At 56.9% G+C, this 18,347-nt stretch carries 16 protein-coding genes; 3 read left to right on the top strand and 13 right to left on the bottom strand.

Annotated elements, in window-relative coordinates:
* Window positions 1-34: 34 nt before the first annotated feature.
* Window positions 35-1,336: an MFS transporter gene (locus tag DIE22_RS23880; RefSeq protein WP_124501116.1), complete on the bottom strand. Its 1,302-nt coding sequence runs from the start codon at window positions 1,334-1,336 to the stop codon at window positions 35-37.
* Between the two features lie 132 nt (window positions 1,337-1,468).
* Window positions 1,469-2,470, bottom strand: a complete 1,002-nt coding sequence (locus tag DIE22_RS23875; RefSeq protein ID WP_260426746.1) for a GntR family transcriptional regulator — start codon at window positions 2,468-2,470, stop codon at window positions 1,469-1,471.
* Between the two features lie 246 nt (window positions 2,471-2,716).
* On the opposite strand from DIE22_RS23875, the gene DIE22_RS23870 reads away from it, so the two are divergent.
* Entirely contained in the window at window positions 2,717-3,790 is a 1,074-nt protein-coding gene (locus DIE22_RS23870) for a lactonase family protein (RefSeq protein ID WP_185640672.1), read from the top strand.
* A 233-nt stretch (window positions 3,791-4,023) separates the two neighbouring features.
* Window positions 4,024-5,370, top strand: a complete 1,347-nt coding sequence (locus DIE22_RS23865) for a 2-hydroxycarboxylate transporter family protein (protein ID WP_124501114.1) — start codon at window positions 4,024-4,026, stop codon at window positions 5,368-5,370.
* Window positions 5,371-5,623: 253 nt separating this feature from the next.
* On the opposite strand, the gene DIE22_RS23860 is transcribed toward DIE22_RS23865, so the two are convergent.
* From DIE22_RS23860 to DIE22_RS23815, 10 genes are all read right to left on the bottom strand, one after another.
* Window positions 5,624-6,325 (bottom strand): SDR family oxidoreductase, encoded by a 702-nt coding sequence (locus tag DIE22_RS23860; RefSeq protein ID WP_124606224.1) that lies wholly within the window; start codon window positions 6,323-6,325, stop codon window positions 5,624-5,626.
* A gap of 47 nt (window positions 6,326-6,372) precedes the next feature.
* Window positions 6,373-6,816 carry a PaaI family thioesterase gene (locus DIE22_RS23855; RefSeq protein WP_124501139.1) on the bottom strand — a complete coding sequence of 148 codons (444 nt, stop codon included), beginning with the start codon at window positions 6,814-6,816 and terminating at the stop codon, window positions 6,373-6,375.
* A 9-nt stretch (window positions 6,817-6,825) separates the two neighbouring features.
* Entirely contained in the window at window positions 6,826-8,007 is a 1,182-nt protein-coding gene (locus DIE22_RS23850) for an acetyl-CoA C-acyltransferase (protein WP_124501112.1), read from the bottom strand.
* Window positions 8,008-8,082: 75 nt separating this feature from the next.
* Window positions 8,083-9,351 (bottom strand): MFS transporter, encoded by a 1,269-nt coding sequence (locus DIE22_RS23845; RefSeq protein WP_124501111.1) that lies wholly within the window; start codon window positions 9,349-9,351, stop codon window positions 8,083-8,085.
* A 37-nt stretch (window positions 9,352-9,388) separates the two neighbouring features.
* A complete protein-coding gene (locus tag DIE22_RS23840; protein ID WP_124501110.1) occupies window positions 9,389-10,150 on the bottom strand; it encodes an Asp/Glu racemase in 762 nt (253 codons plus the stop codon).
* Window positions 10,147-10,626 carry an acyl-CoA thioesterase gene (locus DIE22_RS23835; RefSeq protein ID WP_124501109.1) on the bottom strand — a complete coding sequence of 160 codons (480 nt, stop codon included), beginning with the start codon at window positions 10,624-10,626 and terminating at the stop codon, window positions 10,147-10,149. Before DIE22_RS23835 ends, DIE22_RS23840 begins: the two co-directional genes overlap by 4 nt.
* On the bottom strand, window positions 10,623-11,780 hold the full coding sequence (locus DIE22_RS23830) for an FAD-dependent monooxygenase (RefSeq protein WP_124501108.1): 1,158 nt from the start codon (window positions 11,778-11,780) through the stop codon (window positions 10,623-10,625). Before DIE22_RS23830 ends, DIE22_RS23835 begins: the two co-directional genes overlap by 4 nt.
* Window positions 11,777-12,646: a VOC family protein gene (locus tag DIE22_RS23825; RefSeq protein WP_124501107.1), complete on the bottom strand. Its 870-nt coding sequence runs from the start codon at window positions 12,644-12,646 to the stop codon at window positions 11,777-11,779. Before DIE22_RS23825 ends, DIE22_RS23830 begins: the two co-directional genes overlap by 4 nt.
* Before the next feature lie 3 nt (window positions 12,647-12,649).
* The gene (locus tag DIE22_RS23820) at window positions 12,650-14,344 is read right to left on the bottom strand and encodes an AMP-binding protein (RefSeq protein ID WP_260426745.1); all 1,695 of its coding nucleotides are present in this window, start codon (window positions 14,342-14,344) and stop codon (window positions 12,650-12,652) included.
* Window positions 14,345-14,380: 36 nt separating this feature from the next.
* A complete protein-coding gene (locus tag DIE22_RS23815) occupies window positions 14,381-15,571 on the bottom strand; it encodes an alpha/beta hydrolase (protein ID WP_124501138.1) in 1,191 nt (396 codons plus the stop codon).
* A 202-nt stretch (window positions 15,572-15,773) separates the two neighbouring features.
* On the opposite strand from DIE22_RS23815, the gene DIE22_RS23810 reads away from it, so the two are divergent.
* Window positions 15,774-16,595 (top strand): TetR/AcrR family transcriptional regulator, encoded by an 822-nt coding sequence (locus DIE22_RS23810; protein ID WP_124501105.1) that lies wholly within the window; start codon window positions 15,774-15,776, stop codon window positions 16,593-16,595.
* Between the two features lie 127 nt (window positions 16,596-16,722).
* On the opposite strand, the gene DIE22_RS23805 is transcribed toward DIE22_RS23810, so the two are convergent.
* On the bottom strand, window positions 16,723-17,952 hold the full coding sequence (locus tag DIE22_RS23805; protein WP_124501104.1) for a porin: 1,230 nt from the start codon (window positions 17,950-17,952) through the stop codon (window positions 16,723-16,725).
* Between the last annotated feature and the right edge of the window lie 395 nt (window positions 17,953-18,347).

Raw genomic sequence — 18,347 nt, 5'->3', positions numbered from 1 at the left:
TGACCGGACGCCACAACTCGCCCGCCCCTGCAGATCACGAGTGTGCGGAAGCTGGAGCCTGCGTGTGGGAACTCTGGCCAACTACCGGCGAACGAGTCATAGTCATCACAACTACCGCACCAACGAGGAGGAGAAGGCCGGCAATCCCAAACGCCCAATCGTAGCTGCCCGTGGCTTGAATCACGTAGCCCGTCGCGATCGGAGCGATCATTCCGAAAATATTCCCCCCAACCACCACGAACGCCATTGCTTTGGCTACGTGCTTGGCACTCGGCAGCAGATCGTTCAGCAGAGCAAAGTTCAGCGAGGTCGTCGACGCAATCCCTGCCAGCGCGATCGAAAAAACCACCAGCAGCGTGGCGAGACTCGAGATGAACGGGACAGCCAAGATTGCAGAGCCCGTGAGCATCGCCATTGCAACCGCGTTGCGGCGCCGACCGGATCCAACACCGCTCTTTTTCAAGTGTCGATCGCTGAGTCGGCCGACACCGATGCACAACAGCACTGCCGCGGCATAAGGAACCGCTGCGATAGCGCCCGTGTGGGCCAGCGTCAGATGTCGCGTTGACTGCAGATAGCTCGGCAGCCACGTCAGGAAAAGATATTGCGTATAGACATTACAGCCTTGCGTGATCGCCAAACCCCAAAGTGTGCGCGACCGGAGCAGCGTGCGCAGGCCGCCGGCGGTACTCGCGTCCTCTTCGTCGACAACGACCGGGGTCGAGCTGCGCTCGCGAAGAATCTTCGCTCTCTCGTCTGACTGCAACCACCGCACCTTTTCCGGAGAATTGAAGAAAGCGAGCCACGCCGCGAGCCACACGAAGCCGATGCCTCCAGCGATAACGAACGAGAGCCGCCACCCGAAGGCCGCAACCAATGCGCCGAGGAGCACCGAACAAATGGCCGGGCCAGCATACGAGCCGCTATTGAACATCGACGTGACCATCCCGCGTTCACCTGCCGGGATCCATTGGCGAATGACCTTGCCCCCGACTGGGTTGCTGGTCGACTCACCCGCCCCCATCACCAGGCGCGCAGTAATCAGGCTCGCAAAACTCGTCGCGGCGCCGGTCAGAGCTGTCGCTGCGGACCAGACGAAGATCCCGATCCCAGCCATTCGCTTGGTACCAAATCGGTCAACCAGGAAACCCATCGGCAGAAGAAATAGTGCATAACTCCAGATAAACGAAGAGAACAGGTAACCCATGCCCACCGCGGAGAGGTGGAACTCGTGTTCGATCGGCTTTGCCGCGATCGAAAGAGCAATCCGATCCATGTAATTGATCATGGAGAGGGAAAACAGGAAGACGGCGATCCATCCTCGGCGATACGACATGATTTGTCTCCAGCTGCTCTGGCGGTATCGAGCCTGTCGCCGAAACCGCTTTAAGTGTTTTGTGATCACAAAATGCACTTTTGGTTTTAAAAAAACGCCGTTGATCTCGCGGCGTCTCTCACCTGTTCAGATTCACGATTCTTCGGGGAACACCTCCTGAGCGCGCACCTTCGCCCGGCGCGCGCCATCGATATGCTCCCGAAGCAGCGTGGCGGCCTTAAGCAGATCGTTTTGGGCGATTGCATCCAGGATGGCAAGGTGTTCCTTCGCTTGTCCCTGGCGCGGCTTGCGAGCTCTTGCCTGCCGATACTCGACAAGGCGACGCAAGCGGTCCATGCGACGGACGGATTGGGCAATAAAGCGGTTGCCAGACCATTTCGCGATCGTTTCGTGAAACTCGCTGTTGGCCTCGAAAAGCTCGACCGAGTTCATCGTGAGGTAGCCGGAGCCGGCAATGAACTCCTGCCGCCGGCGCAACTCCTCCAGTTCCACGCGATCTGCTTTGAACATCGGGGACATAACACCGGTCGGCTCGATAGAGGCGCGGAACAAGTAGCTCTCTTCATACGCGTCCACCGAATCAATCATCGGCATGAATTGCCAACCATGCCCGACCTGCCGCTCCAGCCAGCCCTCTTCTTGCATCCTCGACAACACACGCCGCAATTCGCTACGCGAAACTTCGTACTGGCGCATCAGGTCGGCCTCCGTGACCACATCAGGAAGCCGGCGCGAAAGACGATCGTCGGCGATCTTCAGGTACAGCGGATCGTCGGGTTCGTTGAAAAAGTGCTCGGCGACCGCCGTCACATCGCGGGCTGGCTGCGCCATGAAAAACCCGCGATTCGCGTCGTAATAAACGACACCGAGCGTCGCCAGATGGTGGAGTGCTGCATTCACCGGCGTGCGGGACGTGCCGATTTTTTCGGCAAGCAGGGATTCCGCCAATCGATCCCCAATTGCCAGATCTTCGCGTCTGGCAAGGGCAATGATTTCGCGGGCGACACGCGTCTGCAAGGGAGTAAGGATCGGGCTTTCGAGAGAGCTGTCCATATTTTGTACGGGCGACAAATGGCCGTTCACCACGGCTGCGTGAGCCGAGGCCAAACTGGTGTGAACAACCGATTTTGCCATTGCCGCTCTCCTCGTGAGTCTCCCTGGCGCTCCGCTCAGGGTAACCACCTGCCTCAAATGCATTTGCTTATTGCGTTTCATGATCATAGAATGCACAAACACGAAACGCAAGCAATGCCTGCTTGCCTTGGAGAAAACCCCGATGTTCGGCTTTTTCGGTTACCAGATGCTCCCACGGCCGGCTCGACCGGCCACTCCCGGGATACTGCTTCCGCAGGTGGCCGTCAGCGATCAGGCTGGCTAATCATGGAACGCACTTTCGCTTTTGTAGGCTGTCGAACGACCCGCGCACGCAACGCCGAAGGAACTGGCATCTCTGTTTTCGAGATCGACCCGTCGGGTGGCTGGCAGCATTGTCAGACACTTGAGCCATTGGTCAATCCGAGCTTTCTTGCGTTAAGCGAGGCACAAGACCGGCTTTATGCGGTGCATGGCGACGAAAGCGAAGTGAGCGCCTATCGGTTCGATTCTGTCTCAGGGCTACTCAGCGCCTTGAATGTGCGTTCTGGCGTTGGACGCAACCCTGTGCATGTCGAATTTTCGCGCGACGGTTCGTCGCTCGTCATCGCAGGCTATGCGACCGGATCCTTGACGCCGGTGCCGATCGCCAGCGATGGCTCGCTCAATTCTCCTTCGCTTCCCGTTGTGCTCGAGGGGCGTCCAGGCCCCCATCGCGTTGAACAGGTATCGTCCCACCCGCATCACGTACCCCGCTACAGCACACGCTTCGTCGATAGTGATTGGTACATCGTACCGGACAAGGGACTGGACACTGTCTTCGCCGTAAGATGGTTGTCCGATGGCTCGTCTGTTGTGAAATGCGCCCGGGCACGAGAAGGCGCTGGTCCACGTCACGCGGCGTTCCACCCCTTGCGGCCATACGTTTATGTCGTCAACGAGCTCGATTCGACTTTGACGAGCTGGTTGTTCAACCATTCAACGGGTGATCTGACGGCAGTAAACACCGTCTCGGTAATACCGGGTGACTACCACGGTTGGAGTCGTGCAGCAGGAATCGCCATCGCGGCCGACGGCCGGTCGCTGTATGTCACGAACCGAGGCCACGATACGATCGCAACCTTTTGTCTCGATCCAACCACATGCCTCCCCACCGACATTGCGTGGACGCCGACCGGAGGATCGTTTCCGCGGTTCCTCTGCCTGGGCCCAGACGGCAAGACGCTGTATGTAGCAAATGAAAACTCACATTCGATCGTTCAGTTCTTGCTCGAATCTGGTAGCGGGCGGCCTGTTGCAACGGGCCGCCGCGTTGAAACTGGAAGCCCAGTTTGCATTGTCTTCGCTCGCTTCGGTACGTAGATGTCGGTGAAGAACCGCACCGCGGGGTTCGAACCAGGACATTGTTTAAGCCTGGCTGGCGAGAGGCGTCGCTCATGAATTCAGGCTGCTGACAATCGCAAACGGTGGGAGTCATCTGAGTTGCGCATCGAAAAGAATGGCAATTTAAGAGAATTTCACCAATATATTCTGCATACCTTATTTAATATCACGACGGTTGCTCGTTAAACTTGAGATTACATAGGAGACGTTACATGCAACAAACGAGAGAACTCTCTTCAGATAATGCAGGCATCCGTAGAAGCAGTTTCTGGCCTTATGGTTGGTGGGCAATCGTTGAACTGCGCATAGGCATTGTTCCGCTGCCGATCTACCTTCTCCTGATCGCGCTCGTGGCAGGCTTCGTTACGACGGGCAAGGTTCCCGGTGAGATCTCGATGGCGATCGCGGTCCTGGTGCTTTGCGGCTTCACTTGTGCGGAGATCGGTAAACGCATGCCAATCTTCAACAAGATCGGCTCCGCTGCGATCGTCGCCACGTTTCTTCCCTCGTTTCTCGCGTTTCATCAGTTGCTTCCTGCCAAGTTGATCGGCATGGTGACAAACTTCACGCATGTGAGCAACTTCATGTATCTGTTCATCGCGTCGATTATCGTTGGCAGCATCTTCAGTATGGATCGCGAGGTGCTGATCCGAGGATTTGCCAAAATATTCTTTCCACTCGCTGCCGGGTCCATCGTTGGTGGAATCGTCGGAACCATCGTGGGAACCGTGCTCGGCCTCGGCACCAAGCACACCCTTCTCTACATTGTCATCCCGATCATGGCCGGAGGCGTAGGTGAAGGGGCGATTCCCCTTTCCGTCGGTTATTCGGAAATTATGAAGATCCCGCAAGGTCCGGTATTTGCGGAAGTCCTACCGGCGGTCATGATCGGAAGCTTGTGTGCCATCCTATTCTCGGGTGTTCTCAATTGGGTCGGTGAAAAGCGACCGCACCTGACCGGACGCGGTACGCTGCAGCCGGCTGCCGAACTTCCGACGACGCCGGTCGACGAATCGGCGCCGTCCACTCCCGACGTAAATACTGTCGCTGCAGCTGCGATCACCGCCATCTCCCTGTACCTGGTGGGCCTCCTGGGACATCGGTTGCTCGGATTGCCTGCACCCGTGGCGATGCTCTTCATTGCCGTCTTCATCAAGGTCTGTCGGCTTGTTTCTCCGAATCTTGAAGGCGGCGCGCGGGTTGTCTACCAATTCTTCTCGACCGCGGTCACTTACCCGTTGCTGTTTGCAATCGGAACTGCAATGACACCGTGGGACAAGCTCGTCGCTGCCATTAATGTCGCAAACGTCGTAACCATCGCGAGTACTGTAGCGGCCCTGATGGGCACCGGCTACCTTGTCGGCAAATGGTTGAAAATGTATCCGATCGACACCGCAATCGTGAATGCCTGTCACAGCGGCCAGGGTGGTACCGGAGACGTCGCCATACTCACGGCCTGCAACCGTATGAACCTGATGCCATTCGCGCAGATTGCGACACGGATTGGAGGAGCAATCACAGTTACGGTGACCCTTCTCCTTCTGGCACATGCGTTCTAACGTGTGTCCGAAGCAGACGGGAAAATAGTCGTGACGAGCAACATGCGTGAGCTCCTCCGCACACGTCAACCCGGCTACGCAGCACCGGACCGACACAAGCGGCGCCCCCAGCGGCTACAAGCGTACGTCCGTCCACGTGCTGCGCTTTCAAGCTGGTCCCAACACGATTTGGATCTTGAATCCGAAACGGAGAAACCGGCGACCGGCAACTTTTCTGTTTCCGGTGTCGGCTGGAGGTTGTACCGGTATTGCTTTAGATCGAAGCAACACCGACGGTCATGCCGCCACAAACATACAAGGTCTGTCCCGTAACAAAGCCACTGGACGGTTCTAGAAAGAAAGCGATTGCTCGTGCAACGTCCTCCGGCACCCCCAGCCGCTTGACCGGAACGCTCGCAATAATGGCCCGTGTCCGCGGGGATTCCGGAGGATTAGCTGCATCGAATAGCTCCGTCCGAATCGGGCCAGGACCAACTGCGTTAGCCGTAATTCCCCAGGTACCGAGTTCGAGTGCCCATACGCGCGTCATCCCCAACAGAGCCGCCTTACTCGCTGCATATGCCGTGCGCAATTCCTTTCCTAACGCAGCTCGAGACGAGACATTCACGATACGACCGAACGCAGCCTCCTTCATTCCCGGAAGAAGTGCCTGCATACACTGATGCGCGCACCGGACATTCAGATCCAAGACCTTTCCGAGATCCTCCAGCGTCTGGGTACTTGCGTCGGCCGGCGCTACCATTCCGACGTTATTCACTAGCCTCGTTATTGGCCCCCCTGACAAGGCGTCCGCAAGGGCATTGGCACAATCCGCTGGATCCGAAAGATCCGCAATTATTCCATCTCCTACTTTGTCGATTACAACCACGTCATAACCGTCTTCCCTGCACCGGCTGGCCACGGCGGCACCAATACCACTCGCTCCCCCAGTTACAAGAACCCGCTCTTTCATCATAGCCCCTATGTACGTCGCACCTGTCGGAAATCAAAAAACTGACTGACTCAACGCTTCGTCGCGTACTTGAAGGTCCCGAGAGACTTCGCCACCAACAACCCACTGCCGTCGACAATCTCGCCTTCACAGTAAGCCATCTTCGCTGACCTATGTAACAAGCGGCCGCGCGCGTAGAGCTGTCCTCGACCGGCCTGGATGAAGCTAATCTTCAATTCGATTGTCAGAACACCTGTATCCGAGTCTGCCACACTGCGTGCGGCCAACGCGAGTGAGATGTCAGAAAGCGTCATACTGATGCCACCATGGGCAATACCCCATGCGTTCATATGCGCCGATCTCAGCGGCAACACCACTTCGCATGTCCCGGCCGAACACGTGACGCGTTCAATTCCGAGTGAGTCAACGAAGGGACTATCGAAACACGGGGCCTCGCTCACAGCCACGGAGGAATCCCCCTCGAGTCCGCTTGATGCTCCGTTTCTTGAAGGCATCGCCATCCCTCAGTAAACCTCGAAAAGAGCAGCAGCTCCCATACCACCAGCGACACACATCGTCACAACGGCATAGCGGATTCCTCGCCGTCTTCCCTCGATCAACACGTGTCCCACCATTCGGGTGCCGGTCATGCCAAACGGATGTCCAATCGAAATCGCACCGCCGTTGACATTTAGTCTCTCAGAATGTACTCCGAGCCGACGCTGGCAATAAATCGCTTGTGACGCAAAAGCCTCATTGATTTCCCAAAGCCCAATGTCGTCCACGGTCAATCCATGCCGGGCCAAGAGTCGCGGTACGGCTAACACCGGACCAATACCCATTTCGTCTGGCTCGCATCCAGCGAGTGCGAGCCCACGGAAGGCGCCAAGTGGCGACAGTCCATAACGTTCCGCTTCGCGTGCCTCCATCAAGACGCAGGCAGCAGCACCGTCAGAGAGCTGTGAAGCGTTTCCTGCTGTCACGAAACGATCAGGCCCGTTAACCGGCTCCAGCTTCATTAGTGCCTCTGCCGTGGTTCCCGGCCGGTTGCATGTATCCCTTCTAACCGTTACGGCACGCCTTTCGAATGTTCCGGAGTTCTTGTCAGCAACAGACATGATGGTCGAGACGGGCACAATTTCTTCGTCGAACCGACCCGTTGCCTGCGCAAGCTCAGTGCGGCTCTGGCTCCGGGCAGAAAATTCGTCCTGGTCCACGCGGCTAATTTCATAGCGCTTGGCGACAATGTCAGCTGTCTCGATCATCGACATATAGAGATCGGGCTTTCGCTCCATGATCCACGGATCGACACCAGACGCACTATCTTCCCGCGTACGAATCGACGAGATACTTTCGACGCCGCCAGCGATCATTGCCGGCGCGCCATCAACGACGATTCGCCCGGCAGCGAATGCTATTGCCTGCAGACCGGAGGCGCAAAACCGGTTGACGGTGGTCCCCGCGATTGAGATCGGGAGCTCGGAGCGAACCACAGTCTGGCGAGCAATGTTCCGTCCGGTCGCGCCTTCGGGATAGCCGCAGCCCAAGATCACATCCTCGATCAAGCCCGGATCAATGTTAGCGCGCTCGACGGCCGCGCGTACGGCATAAGACGCCAGTGTGGGTCCCGGTGTCGCGTTGTACTCGCCCCGATGAGCCTTCGTTATCGGGGTACGGGCGGTCGAGACAATTACAGCTTCTCGCATGATGTATCGGATATGAAGTGAAGATTAGTCGGGCAACGAACCGCATCCATCGCGTCGCCACCAATGATTCAAAGATTACTTGCCGGTGACGGCAAATCTAGAAAGAGAGTCATTCGAATGCTCCCCCGGCTTCGTATAGCGCCCCAGGCCAAGAAGGAAAACGCAAGACGCTAAAAGAAGGTACGGAGCCATCTGCATTGGCAGATCGTATGACTTGTTGACGTCGAAATAATAGCCCGTTGCCATCGGCCCGATCACTGCCCCTAGTGAGTAACCCGAAAAGACGATTCCGTAAAACAAACCGAATTTTTCCATTCCGATGTAAGCACGTGTGAGATACGAGAGCAAATCACCCTCAGCACCGATCGCGAGTCCAACGAGGATCGAAGCGGCCATCGCACCATAGTAGCTATCGATCTGGCGAAGCAAAACGAAGCCGATGGCTCCCGACGCAAAGTATACGCACGCAACAAACGGGGCATGAATTCGATCGACCAGTAGACCGGATGTGAGACGACCAATCAGAATACCGAACCCGACAAACGATGCGCAGCGCGCCGCATCGATAGCGGATATCCCTCGATCCATCAGCAGTGCAGGAAGGTGTGGAACCAGTGACAGTACGGCGGTAGAAGCACATAGAGCACCCGCAAAGATCATGAGTACCTTCACGCGTCGCCCTCGCGTGGATCCGACCCCGGCATCGACGGCGCCGGAGGTCCCGCGAACATGAACCACGCGCCGAGAACCACGCTTCTCGCGCATCAGAAGGAATGCAACGAATGCCCCTGCACAAGAGACAATTGCTAGTACCTGGTAGGCCTCGCGCCACCCGACGTGTGCGATCAACCGTGCCGATAGTGCCGGCATCGCGACCGTTCCGATTCCGAAGCCGACCATCGCAATGCCAATTGCCAAACCCAGGCGGCGGTCGAACCATTGTGGAAGGATAGCGAGGTAGCCGAGCACGGAAGTAGCCGCACCCGACATACCGACAATCAGAGACAGTGCCACCCAGCTCACCGTATTGCCTTTCTGGGATGCCATGCAGGCCATCGCAATCGCAAATACAATCGCAGAGACAAAAACGACTCTTTTAACTCCGAAGCGGTCCATCAGGACGCCGATGAGGGGACTGACAAACGCCAAACCAAGCATCGAGGCTGAATACGACTGGGCCGCCTGCGCCCGCCCCCAATGAAACTCCTTGACAATCGCCGGGCTGAAAACGCCGCTGGTTGCGATGAAAATGGCCGCAAATCCGAACGCCATTCCCAATGCCGCACCAAGTACGTTTCGAATGTAAATGCCCTTCGACGTTCCGTCATCAGTTGCGATTTCCATGCCATGTCTCCTTGTGACTTGTTATCGATGTTTTCCGTCAGTGCCCCAACCCGCCAAGATCACCGAGGTAAGCACCGGCACCCCTGACCGTAACCGGAAGCTCTAGCAACCGCAGCATCTGCCGGGCCGTGCAGACTGCCGTAGAGGTGACCGGAATGCCCAACATCTCTTGTGCTATCTGAATTGCCGGCAGCGACGGCATCTGAACACAGGCCGAAAGCACTACGGTATCGGCGCCACGGACATCCAATCGTTTAACGTCTTCGATCAGACGCATCGGATCACGTGCGCCAACCTCAAGGTTGTCTTCGATAGAAAAATTGATAGCATCGTTGACTTCGATGCCTTCTGCCTCGATATAGCTGACGACCCGCTTCGTCAAGGCATCGGAATACGGAGCCATAAGCGAGATGCGACGAGCGCCAAAGCTCTTCAACTCATCCACAAGTGCGCCTGCGGACGTCATCACCCCTGGGGATGTCTGATGACTATCGAGCGCGTCCAACAGCGATTGCGTAGCCGCGCGGTGATACCCCTCACCCATACACATGATTGCGACAAGGCACGCGGTACTCAGCACGTCTACCCGCGCATCCGCGAGTTCGATAGCGCAGCGCCCCATATCGCGGTTCATGCGCTCAAGTTCCTCGGGAACAACGCGATGCATACGAACCCGGCTCGAGTGAAAAGTGAACTGATGCTCCGGGTACGCCTGCATATATGCCCCGAACAATGCAGGGATCTCCTTCTCCATCGTGATATTCGAGCTGGGCACGATTTGCCCAATGCGATAATTCATGTCGACTCCGTTTGTTGTAGCGTCTTACGCGCAAAGCCTTCAAGGATCCTTCTCAACGCATCGGGAATTTCAGTCCCGATGCGCGCGTCGGTGCGCACGCATATGGGTGAGAATTTCGAAAGAAAGACGGGTTGCCGATCGAGCGACTTTCCTTCGAGCAGGATGTCGAACGATCGGCTTCGAATATCGCCTATGCTGCATTCGATATCGACGCTGTCGTTGGGCCAAAGCGTTCCGCAAAAGTCGAATGTCATGCCGCGACACGGCAGCCCGACATCGAAGATTTCGCCAAGCGGCCGATGTCCACCGCCACTCGACTCTGAGACAAAATCCTTGAATAGCGCCACCGCACTAAGGACGTACTCGCTGAGCCGACCGGTATATACGACACCAGCAGGATCGCAGTCTGCCCAGCGAACCGTACGCCGGACGGTAAAGGGCTCCTCATGAAGCACGTACTCGTAACTATGGATCATGAGAGCCCCTCGATGCTGGGAATCGCCCCGGCCACTTCCAATTCCCGGACCAACGCGGGATACTGCTCGCGCAATCGCCCTGCATCGACACGTCCCGTTCTCGTCATGAACTGGTACACGAACTGATGCGGGCTGAGATCGTTCATCCACTCTCGGATGTTTTCGTACCACATATAGGAAGCTTCCGATGCCTTGATCAAGCGGTCCTTGGATTCCCTACGCCGCGCGACATAACCGGCGAGCGCAGCAACGACATCACTGTCGTTTGCGACAATCGCCTGTGCCAAGGCGATCGAATCCTCCATCGCGATACGTGTCCCCGACCCGATCGAGAAATGGGCACTCGCGAGAGCATCGCCGACAAGCACACGGTTTCCACTGAACCAGTTTGCGTTGCGGATGACCGGAAACTGCCGCCAAATGGAATTGTTTGAAATCAATCGGTAACCGTCGAGCTCGGTCGCGAAAACTTCTTCGAAAAGCGCCTCTCTCTGTTCAAGAGTCATCTCTTCCAGGCCAAGTTTGATCCACGTCTCGTGGTCACACTCCGCCACAAACGTACTCATGCTCTCCGAATACGGATAGTAGTGAGCAACGAAGCATCCGCCACAAAACTCCCGAAATACGAGGGAAGGATTTTCGAACGCCTTTCCGACGCCGAACCATGCAAAATGGTTTGTCAGTTCTTGCTTAGTAGTGCCAAATCCGATCTCGTCGCTCGATCGCACTTTTGAATTGACACCATCGGCACCGACAATGATGTCGCCGTCGAGACCATCGATGTCGTTGATTCGCGACGCATAGGTCACCGGAATGTTAAGACGTGTCGCGTGCTCCTGAAGGATCTGCAGGAGCTTCAGTCTTGGGATAGCGCCACCGCCTTGCCCAGGCCGCTTCACGGTTACTGGACTTTCTTGGGTGATGATGGTTTGCTGCGAGGTGAACTTCATGGCCGATATCAAATCGGTGCAAAGCTCAGGCGCCGCTTGATGCAGTCGCGTGAGCCCCGTGTCTGCGAGCACGACACCGAAACCAAAAGTTGCGTCAGCTTCATTCTGCTCGATCACTTCCGTCTGGATATGCGGGGCGTGGCGCGCGAGGAGGATGGCAAGAAACAGACCGGAGGGACCGCCTCCGACGATATTGACCTTCATGCTTGCCTCACGGGCGCGATTACCAGCTTTTCCATATCGAACTGCTCGATGGTCCCAACCAGTCCTCCCGTTAACGCGCCGTACCAGACAGCCGGCTTGAACCCCAACTCCTTTCGCTCAAAGGTAAGGCCCGGCGCCCCGTCGATTCTCACGTAACCATCGCTTACTCGCACGGCTTCGTAACCGCCCCGTTCTTCAGCCGCGTCGACGAGAGCACGAAACTCCGGCACATCGAGGACGAACACGGACGCAACCGACAAACTCCCGGAATCACTGAATCCGGCCCCTTTTCGTTTCCAGACTGGTTCGATGCCCGCAAAGGGACTGCCGGCGTAGCTTGCACGTTCGAGTTCGATGGCCGCTTCGATTGTGCGAGTCGCATCACCCTTATCCTTGTCGTCGAACGGACGCGTCTGGTACGTGATCTCGATGGGATAACCGTTGGGATCATTGAAATAGATTGATTCAATTACTTCGTGGCGAACCTGGTATCGCAACGGAATCCCAACTTCCTCGACGCGAGTTCGCCATTGAGCCAGTTCCGTCTCGTCACGGACAAGCCACGCGGTATGAGTTGCTCGGTCCTGGTAATGATCGGTGGGAATAAGTTTCTCCGGACGTTCGGTACCGATGTAGTAGAAAAACGCGATCGTGCTGCCATTTCCGCTGTCGAAGAAAAAATGAAGGAAGTCCGCGTGGTCGGCCGGCCCCCAGCCTCGCGCGGAAATTGCATGGACTAGCGGCAGACCGAGAAGGTCACGATAGAAACGGACCGTCTCTTCAAGCTTCCATGTCGGACGCGCGGTGTGATGAACACCACGCAACACCGGATTCGCGACGAGTACCTCACGTTCTGAACGGTTCATGATTTAGCCTTGGGTAGCAGTTGTTGATGCACGCTCTTCGTTGAGGCGCTCGGTAATGCACTTTCGGAGCAGAGCCTTGCTCAGCTTCCCGGATGCGGTGACGGGAAATTCGTGGATGATTTCCACGCGCTCCGGCCATTTGAATTTGGCTAGACCCGCGGCATCGAGGTATTCGGTCAACTCGGATAGCGTGATGGGCTCAACTCCGGGCTTAGGTACGATGAACGCGCACACCTTTTCGCCATAAACCGGATCTGGCATTCCGACAACTGCGGAGGCATGCACACGCGGGCACGCATTGATGAGATTCTCGAGTTCCTCGGCGTTGATTTTCTCGCCGCCTCTGTCGACGACGTCTTTCGTCCGTCCGCGGAAGAAGAAATAGCGCTTGCCGTCGATCACTTCGGCCATCATCAAATCACCTGATCGGTAATAGCCGTCAGTGGTAAAGCGATGAACGTCTTCCCTTTCAGACTTGAAATATCCGCGGATCGTATATGGTCCGCGGAACAACGCTTCCCCAACCTCTCCGTCATCAACGTCAATTTCTGTTCCCGGCTCAACAATCCGGACCTCGTCATATTCCGACACCGGTCGACCGACCGACTCGTCGAGGATGCGCTGCGGGTCACTAGGATGAGCGAACATGATCACTCCTTCGGTCATCCCAAAGATGTGGTAGCAGGGGGAGCCGAGCGCATCTCGCAAACGCGCTGCATTCTTTGGGCCGATTAGCTTGCGACGCTGCTTCTCCTCTACAGATGCCCTCCGCATTTGGTCCGCGACCCGAGAAAAGATCGGACCGGCAAGGCCAAACCAGGTAGGGCTGTAGCGCTCGATTACGTCGCAGAGCGTTTCCTGCCTGATGTCTGGACATACCGTCACGGCCGCACCGTTCAACATCATTGGCCCAAAGAAACAGACCATGTTCATGTTGTGCATGAACGGCGTGGGCATGAAAAGGACATCGTCACGGTGGTAGCCGTTTCGGCTTGCGACCGCCCGCATATTCAGCAAGTACTCGTTCTGAAAACGCGGAATTATCTTCGGGACACCAGTAGTGCCTCCCGACAACTGATACACCGCGACTTGAAACGGATCGTCCTCGACATCAGCCAGCACGGACCGTGCGTCGTTCGTGCCGATGCTGTCAATCAGCGACCACAACGTGTTCGCACTGCCACGTGGGGTCCCACGGGCCTGAATGAGGATTTTCAGAGAAGGGACGTAATCGCACATTTCCTCGCCGAAAGCGACGTCGTCGAATCTTGCATCGTCACCTTGTACGACGTGTACGACTGCTTCGCAGAGATTGCCGAGATAGGAAATCTCGTGCTTACGAAACGCCTGAAGCGCACAAAGAGGGATTAGCGTTGCCTTGAGGCAACCGACAAACGCGATGAGGAGTTCGTTGCAGTTTCCGCACTGCAAGATGACAGGATCAAGCGGCCGGGCGCCTTCGCGCAACAGCGCCGCGCCAAACCGGTCGGTAAGTTCATCAAACTCCTCGTAGGTGAACTCGCCCTCTGGGCCGACCAGAATTTTTCGCCCGGCATGCTCGCGAAAGGACTCACAAAGCGCGGCACGCAGCGATTGCTTTTGAAGGACGCCGGCATCGACGTAGCGGGCCAATCGTTCGATGTCGGGATAACGGACGCCCGGCAAGGCTCGCTTGGGCCTGAACTCTCTTTCGTTCAACTGTGTCTCCATCTTGTAACTGTGGTGATGCAATGCTCAAACGGTGAAGCGTGCACCCAGCCACTCAGCGATATGCTCACCCGCGACCCGTCGGCCGGAAGGCTCGTCCTTGCTCAAAGCCATGCCATGGTGGTTTCCACGAACCTTGATTCGCGTCTTATTTTTCGACGCTATGTCGTTGTAGATGCATTCGAAATCCTCTGGGAAAGCACACTGATCACCCGAGTACTCCAGCAAAAGCGTCGGCACATCGATCGCCGACGCACACTTCGCGAATGATGCGTTACTCGTCAGGCCGGACCATGTGGACAACCACGATTCCGGAGTGACTACACGTCCAAATGCGACGCTGCCCCAGTTCGATGTGAATGGATCGTTGCCCCACAGAGAGCCTGCCTTTCTGTCCGATGGGTCTATCGACGTATCCCAGGCACGAAGATCAGCGTCGGTGCGCCATACCTGGAATATCGGGGCATAACCCGCAACTCGGTGATCGATAGCGGTCCCGCCCCCTTCCTTGACACGCTTGCGCGCATCTTGCTTCCGCGCGAGCAAAGCCCGCGCATGCACGTCCAGGCGCTGCACTCTCGCAAGTTGCGCCGTCCTGTATCGCGTCGAAAATTCGCGAGAATAGCGCGCTGTTCTGGTTGCCGCGTCATAGCCGTTATCTGCACTGAACGGATCAAGTGCCGGATCGACGGACATAGGATCGTTTTCGTCGATCACACTCGGATCGACGCTATTCAGGAGAATCACCCCCTGTCCAGGATGCGGAGAAACCAGAATCATCCCGTCCGCTGTCGGCATCACGACGCCACCAAGGCCAGTCACCCGCCCCCCTGGAGTGCGCTTGATGCGCTGTTCGGGAGCCAGACGCGACTGCTGATGATAGAACGCGTAGAGGGCACCGCCACCAGAATTTCCAAGCAGAACGATGTTTTCGAATTCCAGCGAGCGCAAGTGGGTCATGCCAGCTGCAACGTCCAACAGCGCAATTTCGTGCTCCAGCCGCAAATCGTTGCCGATTGATCGGGGGCCCTGTACCCAGCAGGCGCACCCCGCATCGAGCACGGACGGAACGAGATAGTGCGTCACGGACATTTCTCTCGGATGCATGATCGAGACAACGGTCCGCTCCTCGCCTGTCCGCGTAAAAAGGAATCCCAGCGTCTTCTGACCGTCTGCAGTCTGCAGTGCATACGGGACCACTTTATATGGGCGCGTCATAAGGGCCGGGTCCCAGTTAGCACCCCGCAGCCCTGCGGTCACGATCGCCTTTTCAATATCAGCCACTTCGTCTCCTGATCGGTTCAAGCACTTGATCAAAGAGTAGAAATATATTGAGATGGTGTCAATTATATTTTGGAGGTAGACTGTCGGTAATTTCCCGCAACAACTTTCGGTCCCCACACGAACCATCGCGCTGACCATGACGGATGCACCCCGAAACAAAACCGAATCCGCCGGCGAAACCGTCCCGCGACGGCGAGGCCGGCCGCCTAAGACGGCATCAGCGATCGGTACCGAGCCACTGCTGTCCCGGAAAGTGATCATCGAGCGCGCCAGCGAGATGGCTCGGTCGATGCCTCTTGACCAGGTTTCGATGGTGCAGCTCTCAAAGGAATTTGGCGTCGCGCCGGGCCTGATCCACTATTACCTTGGCAGCCGCGACGACCTGATCTCCGGGGTACTAAACGGTTACTATCGTCAACGGCTTGAAGCGTTGCCGGCGTTAACCGGAGACTGGCGCCCGGACGTCGAGAAAATCGCCCGGATCTCGTATGCATTCGCGCGTGAAATGCCGGGTGTCAGCCTCTATATCGCATCGCACAATCGTTTCAGGCTTTTCCAGGCTGTCGGACCAGGCGAGACGGACTACGGCCTGGCGCTGTTCAATCACACGACCTCGGCATTTCTGCAGGGTGGTTTCACTGCGGAAAAGACCGCGCTCGCGTACCATTTGCTTGCTCAATACCTCTTGTCTTCAAGCGTGGCAGCTGCGGGGCGACAGAGCCCCGCCGAGCACTCGGACTACATACGCGACAAGTTTGAAGCCGCCTCGGACGATCGATATCCAGCAGCCAAGCTGGTTGGGTCGGCTTTCTCGAAGCTCAGCGCCGACTGCGCGTTTGATGAGGGCCTGCGGCTGCTGCTGGATGGATTCGAACAGTGGCCCCGATCACATGGAGAAGCGCTGGAGTCTTCCCTTCCGCGCACGTCACGGCGAAAGCGCGTGGCAAATAACAACTGATCGCCCCATCGATTCCAGCCGGTTGCTCCGCACCGATTCGAGGCTTGTTGCTATTTGGAAGTGTGGCGCCGTACGATTGCCATCTCTATAGAGCGGCGCCACACGTTACCTCAGCTTGGCGGCGACATCAAAACTTGTGCCGGATGCCGAGCCGAACGCCGATCTGTTTATCCGTCGCCGACGGACTGAAGCCAGCAATTGATGCGACGGCGGGTTGTCCGAGCGAATCATGACCCATCGCACGTTGAAGTACCGCCAATGCATACAAATCCGTGCGTTTCGAAAGGCTGTAATCTACGCCAAGATCCAGCTGCAAGTATTTTGCCCCCTGGTCGCCCTTCACCGCGTTCCGATGCGTGTAGTCAACGCCTGCGCCGAGTTGGAGCATCGGTGATGCACGATATCGAACGTTGAGATCGACACTCGTAAATACAGCGTCCCCGGTATAACCCAACGGATTGGGCCCCGACGACGATCCCAGCGAGCCAAATCGAACGTTCGTACCAACCAGAGAAAGCGTCGTGTCTGTGAGCGTATAAGAGGCTCCCGCCCCGAAGATCTGCAGCGTCTTGGCAGATGCATAGCCAGCATAGACAGGATTGGACTCGGGTGCTGTTGAGCTACCTCCGGAACCGATGTTGTTCGCCGCAGCGGTACCTTTATTCGGAGTGTTGCCGTAAAACGATACATTCGGATCGCGCGCGTTGAGGTACCCGAGTCCCATGACGAAACGCTCTCCGGTGTACCCGGCGCCGAGCCCCCATATCTGGTTCTGTGCCTGACTCCCTGGCACACCGCCAAAACTATAGAGGGCGCTGGCCCTGAAGCCGCCGTAGGACGCCGAGGCGAACTTCACAGAATTGTTGATGCGGTTCGTATTCGTCAGGTTGTCGAGATCGTCCGGATGAGAACCCATGTATCCAGCGAATGCACCCGACGCAGCGAACTGTTGCACATAGTCCACCAACGGATCGTACTGACGGCCCGCAGTGACCGTGCCCCAAGGGCTGGCCAGTCCTACCCAAGCCTGGCGTCCAAACTCCGCTCCGCCCTGAGCCAATGCACCGGTGTTCGCCATGAACCCGTTCTCCACATTGAAAATCGCCTTCCAGCCACCACCCAGGTCCTCGACGCCCTTGAGGCCCCAGCGGCTACCGCTGAGACCGGTAGTATGGGCGTCACTCAACGCAAACTGTGAGGCACCGTGCGGCTTCCCGTCGATCTTTGAGGTCTGCGCGTTATTCGCGTAGGTCACGCCGACGTCGACGATTCCATAGAGCGTAACGGTACTCTGGGCGTACGCAGGCACAGCAAGAATCGCAGCGGCCGAGCATACCGCGGAACATGTCCATTTCATTGGGGCGTCTCCATTAGGTAGTTGTACTGATAAATTATTCATGCGGACCCAGCGCACACCACCGCTACGTCCGACAAAATTGATACACCGTCAATTTATGGGGAAAATTTAGCAGATTTGTGAGGGGTGTCAATAAATGTACGGCAGCTTTCTCATCAGCGTTTACCCCGCGCCGGCGAAACAGTAACGCGAGTCCGCCCCCGGATCGACTTGCGAAGACAATGAATTCGTTACGAGGCGACCATCGGACAGATCTGGCCAGATCGCTCTCGTTATGTGCTCAGAACGGCGGTGATCGCATCGCGGCAGTACCGGTAACGTTTGCGGCCGGCCTCACAGACCCGACTGGCGGTCCGCGCAGATCGCAGTCGCGCTCGCCCCCTGCTCTTGTCGAT

The sequence above is a fragment of the Burkholderia sp. Bp9142 genome, from assembly GCF_003853415.1.
GTDB lineage: Bacteria > Pseudomonadota > Gammaproteobacteria > Burkholderiales > Burkholderiaceae > Burkholderia.
The sequence above is the reverse complement of the archived record's forward strand: the minus strand, read 5'-3'. Positions and strand labels throughout refer to the sequence as shown.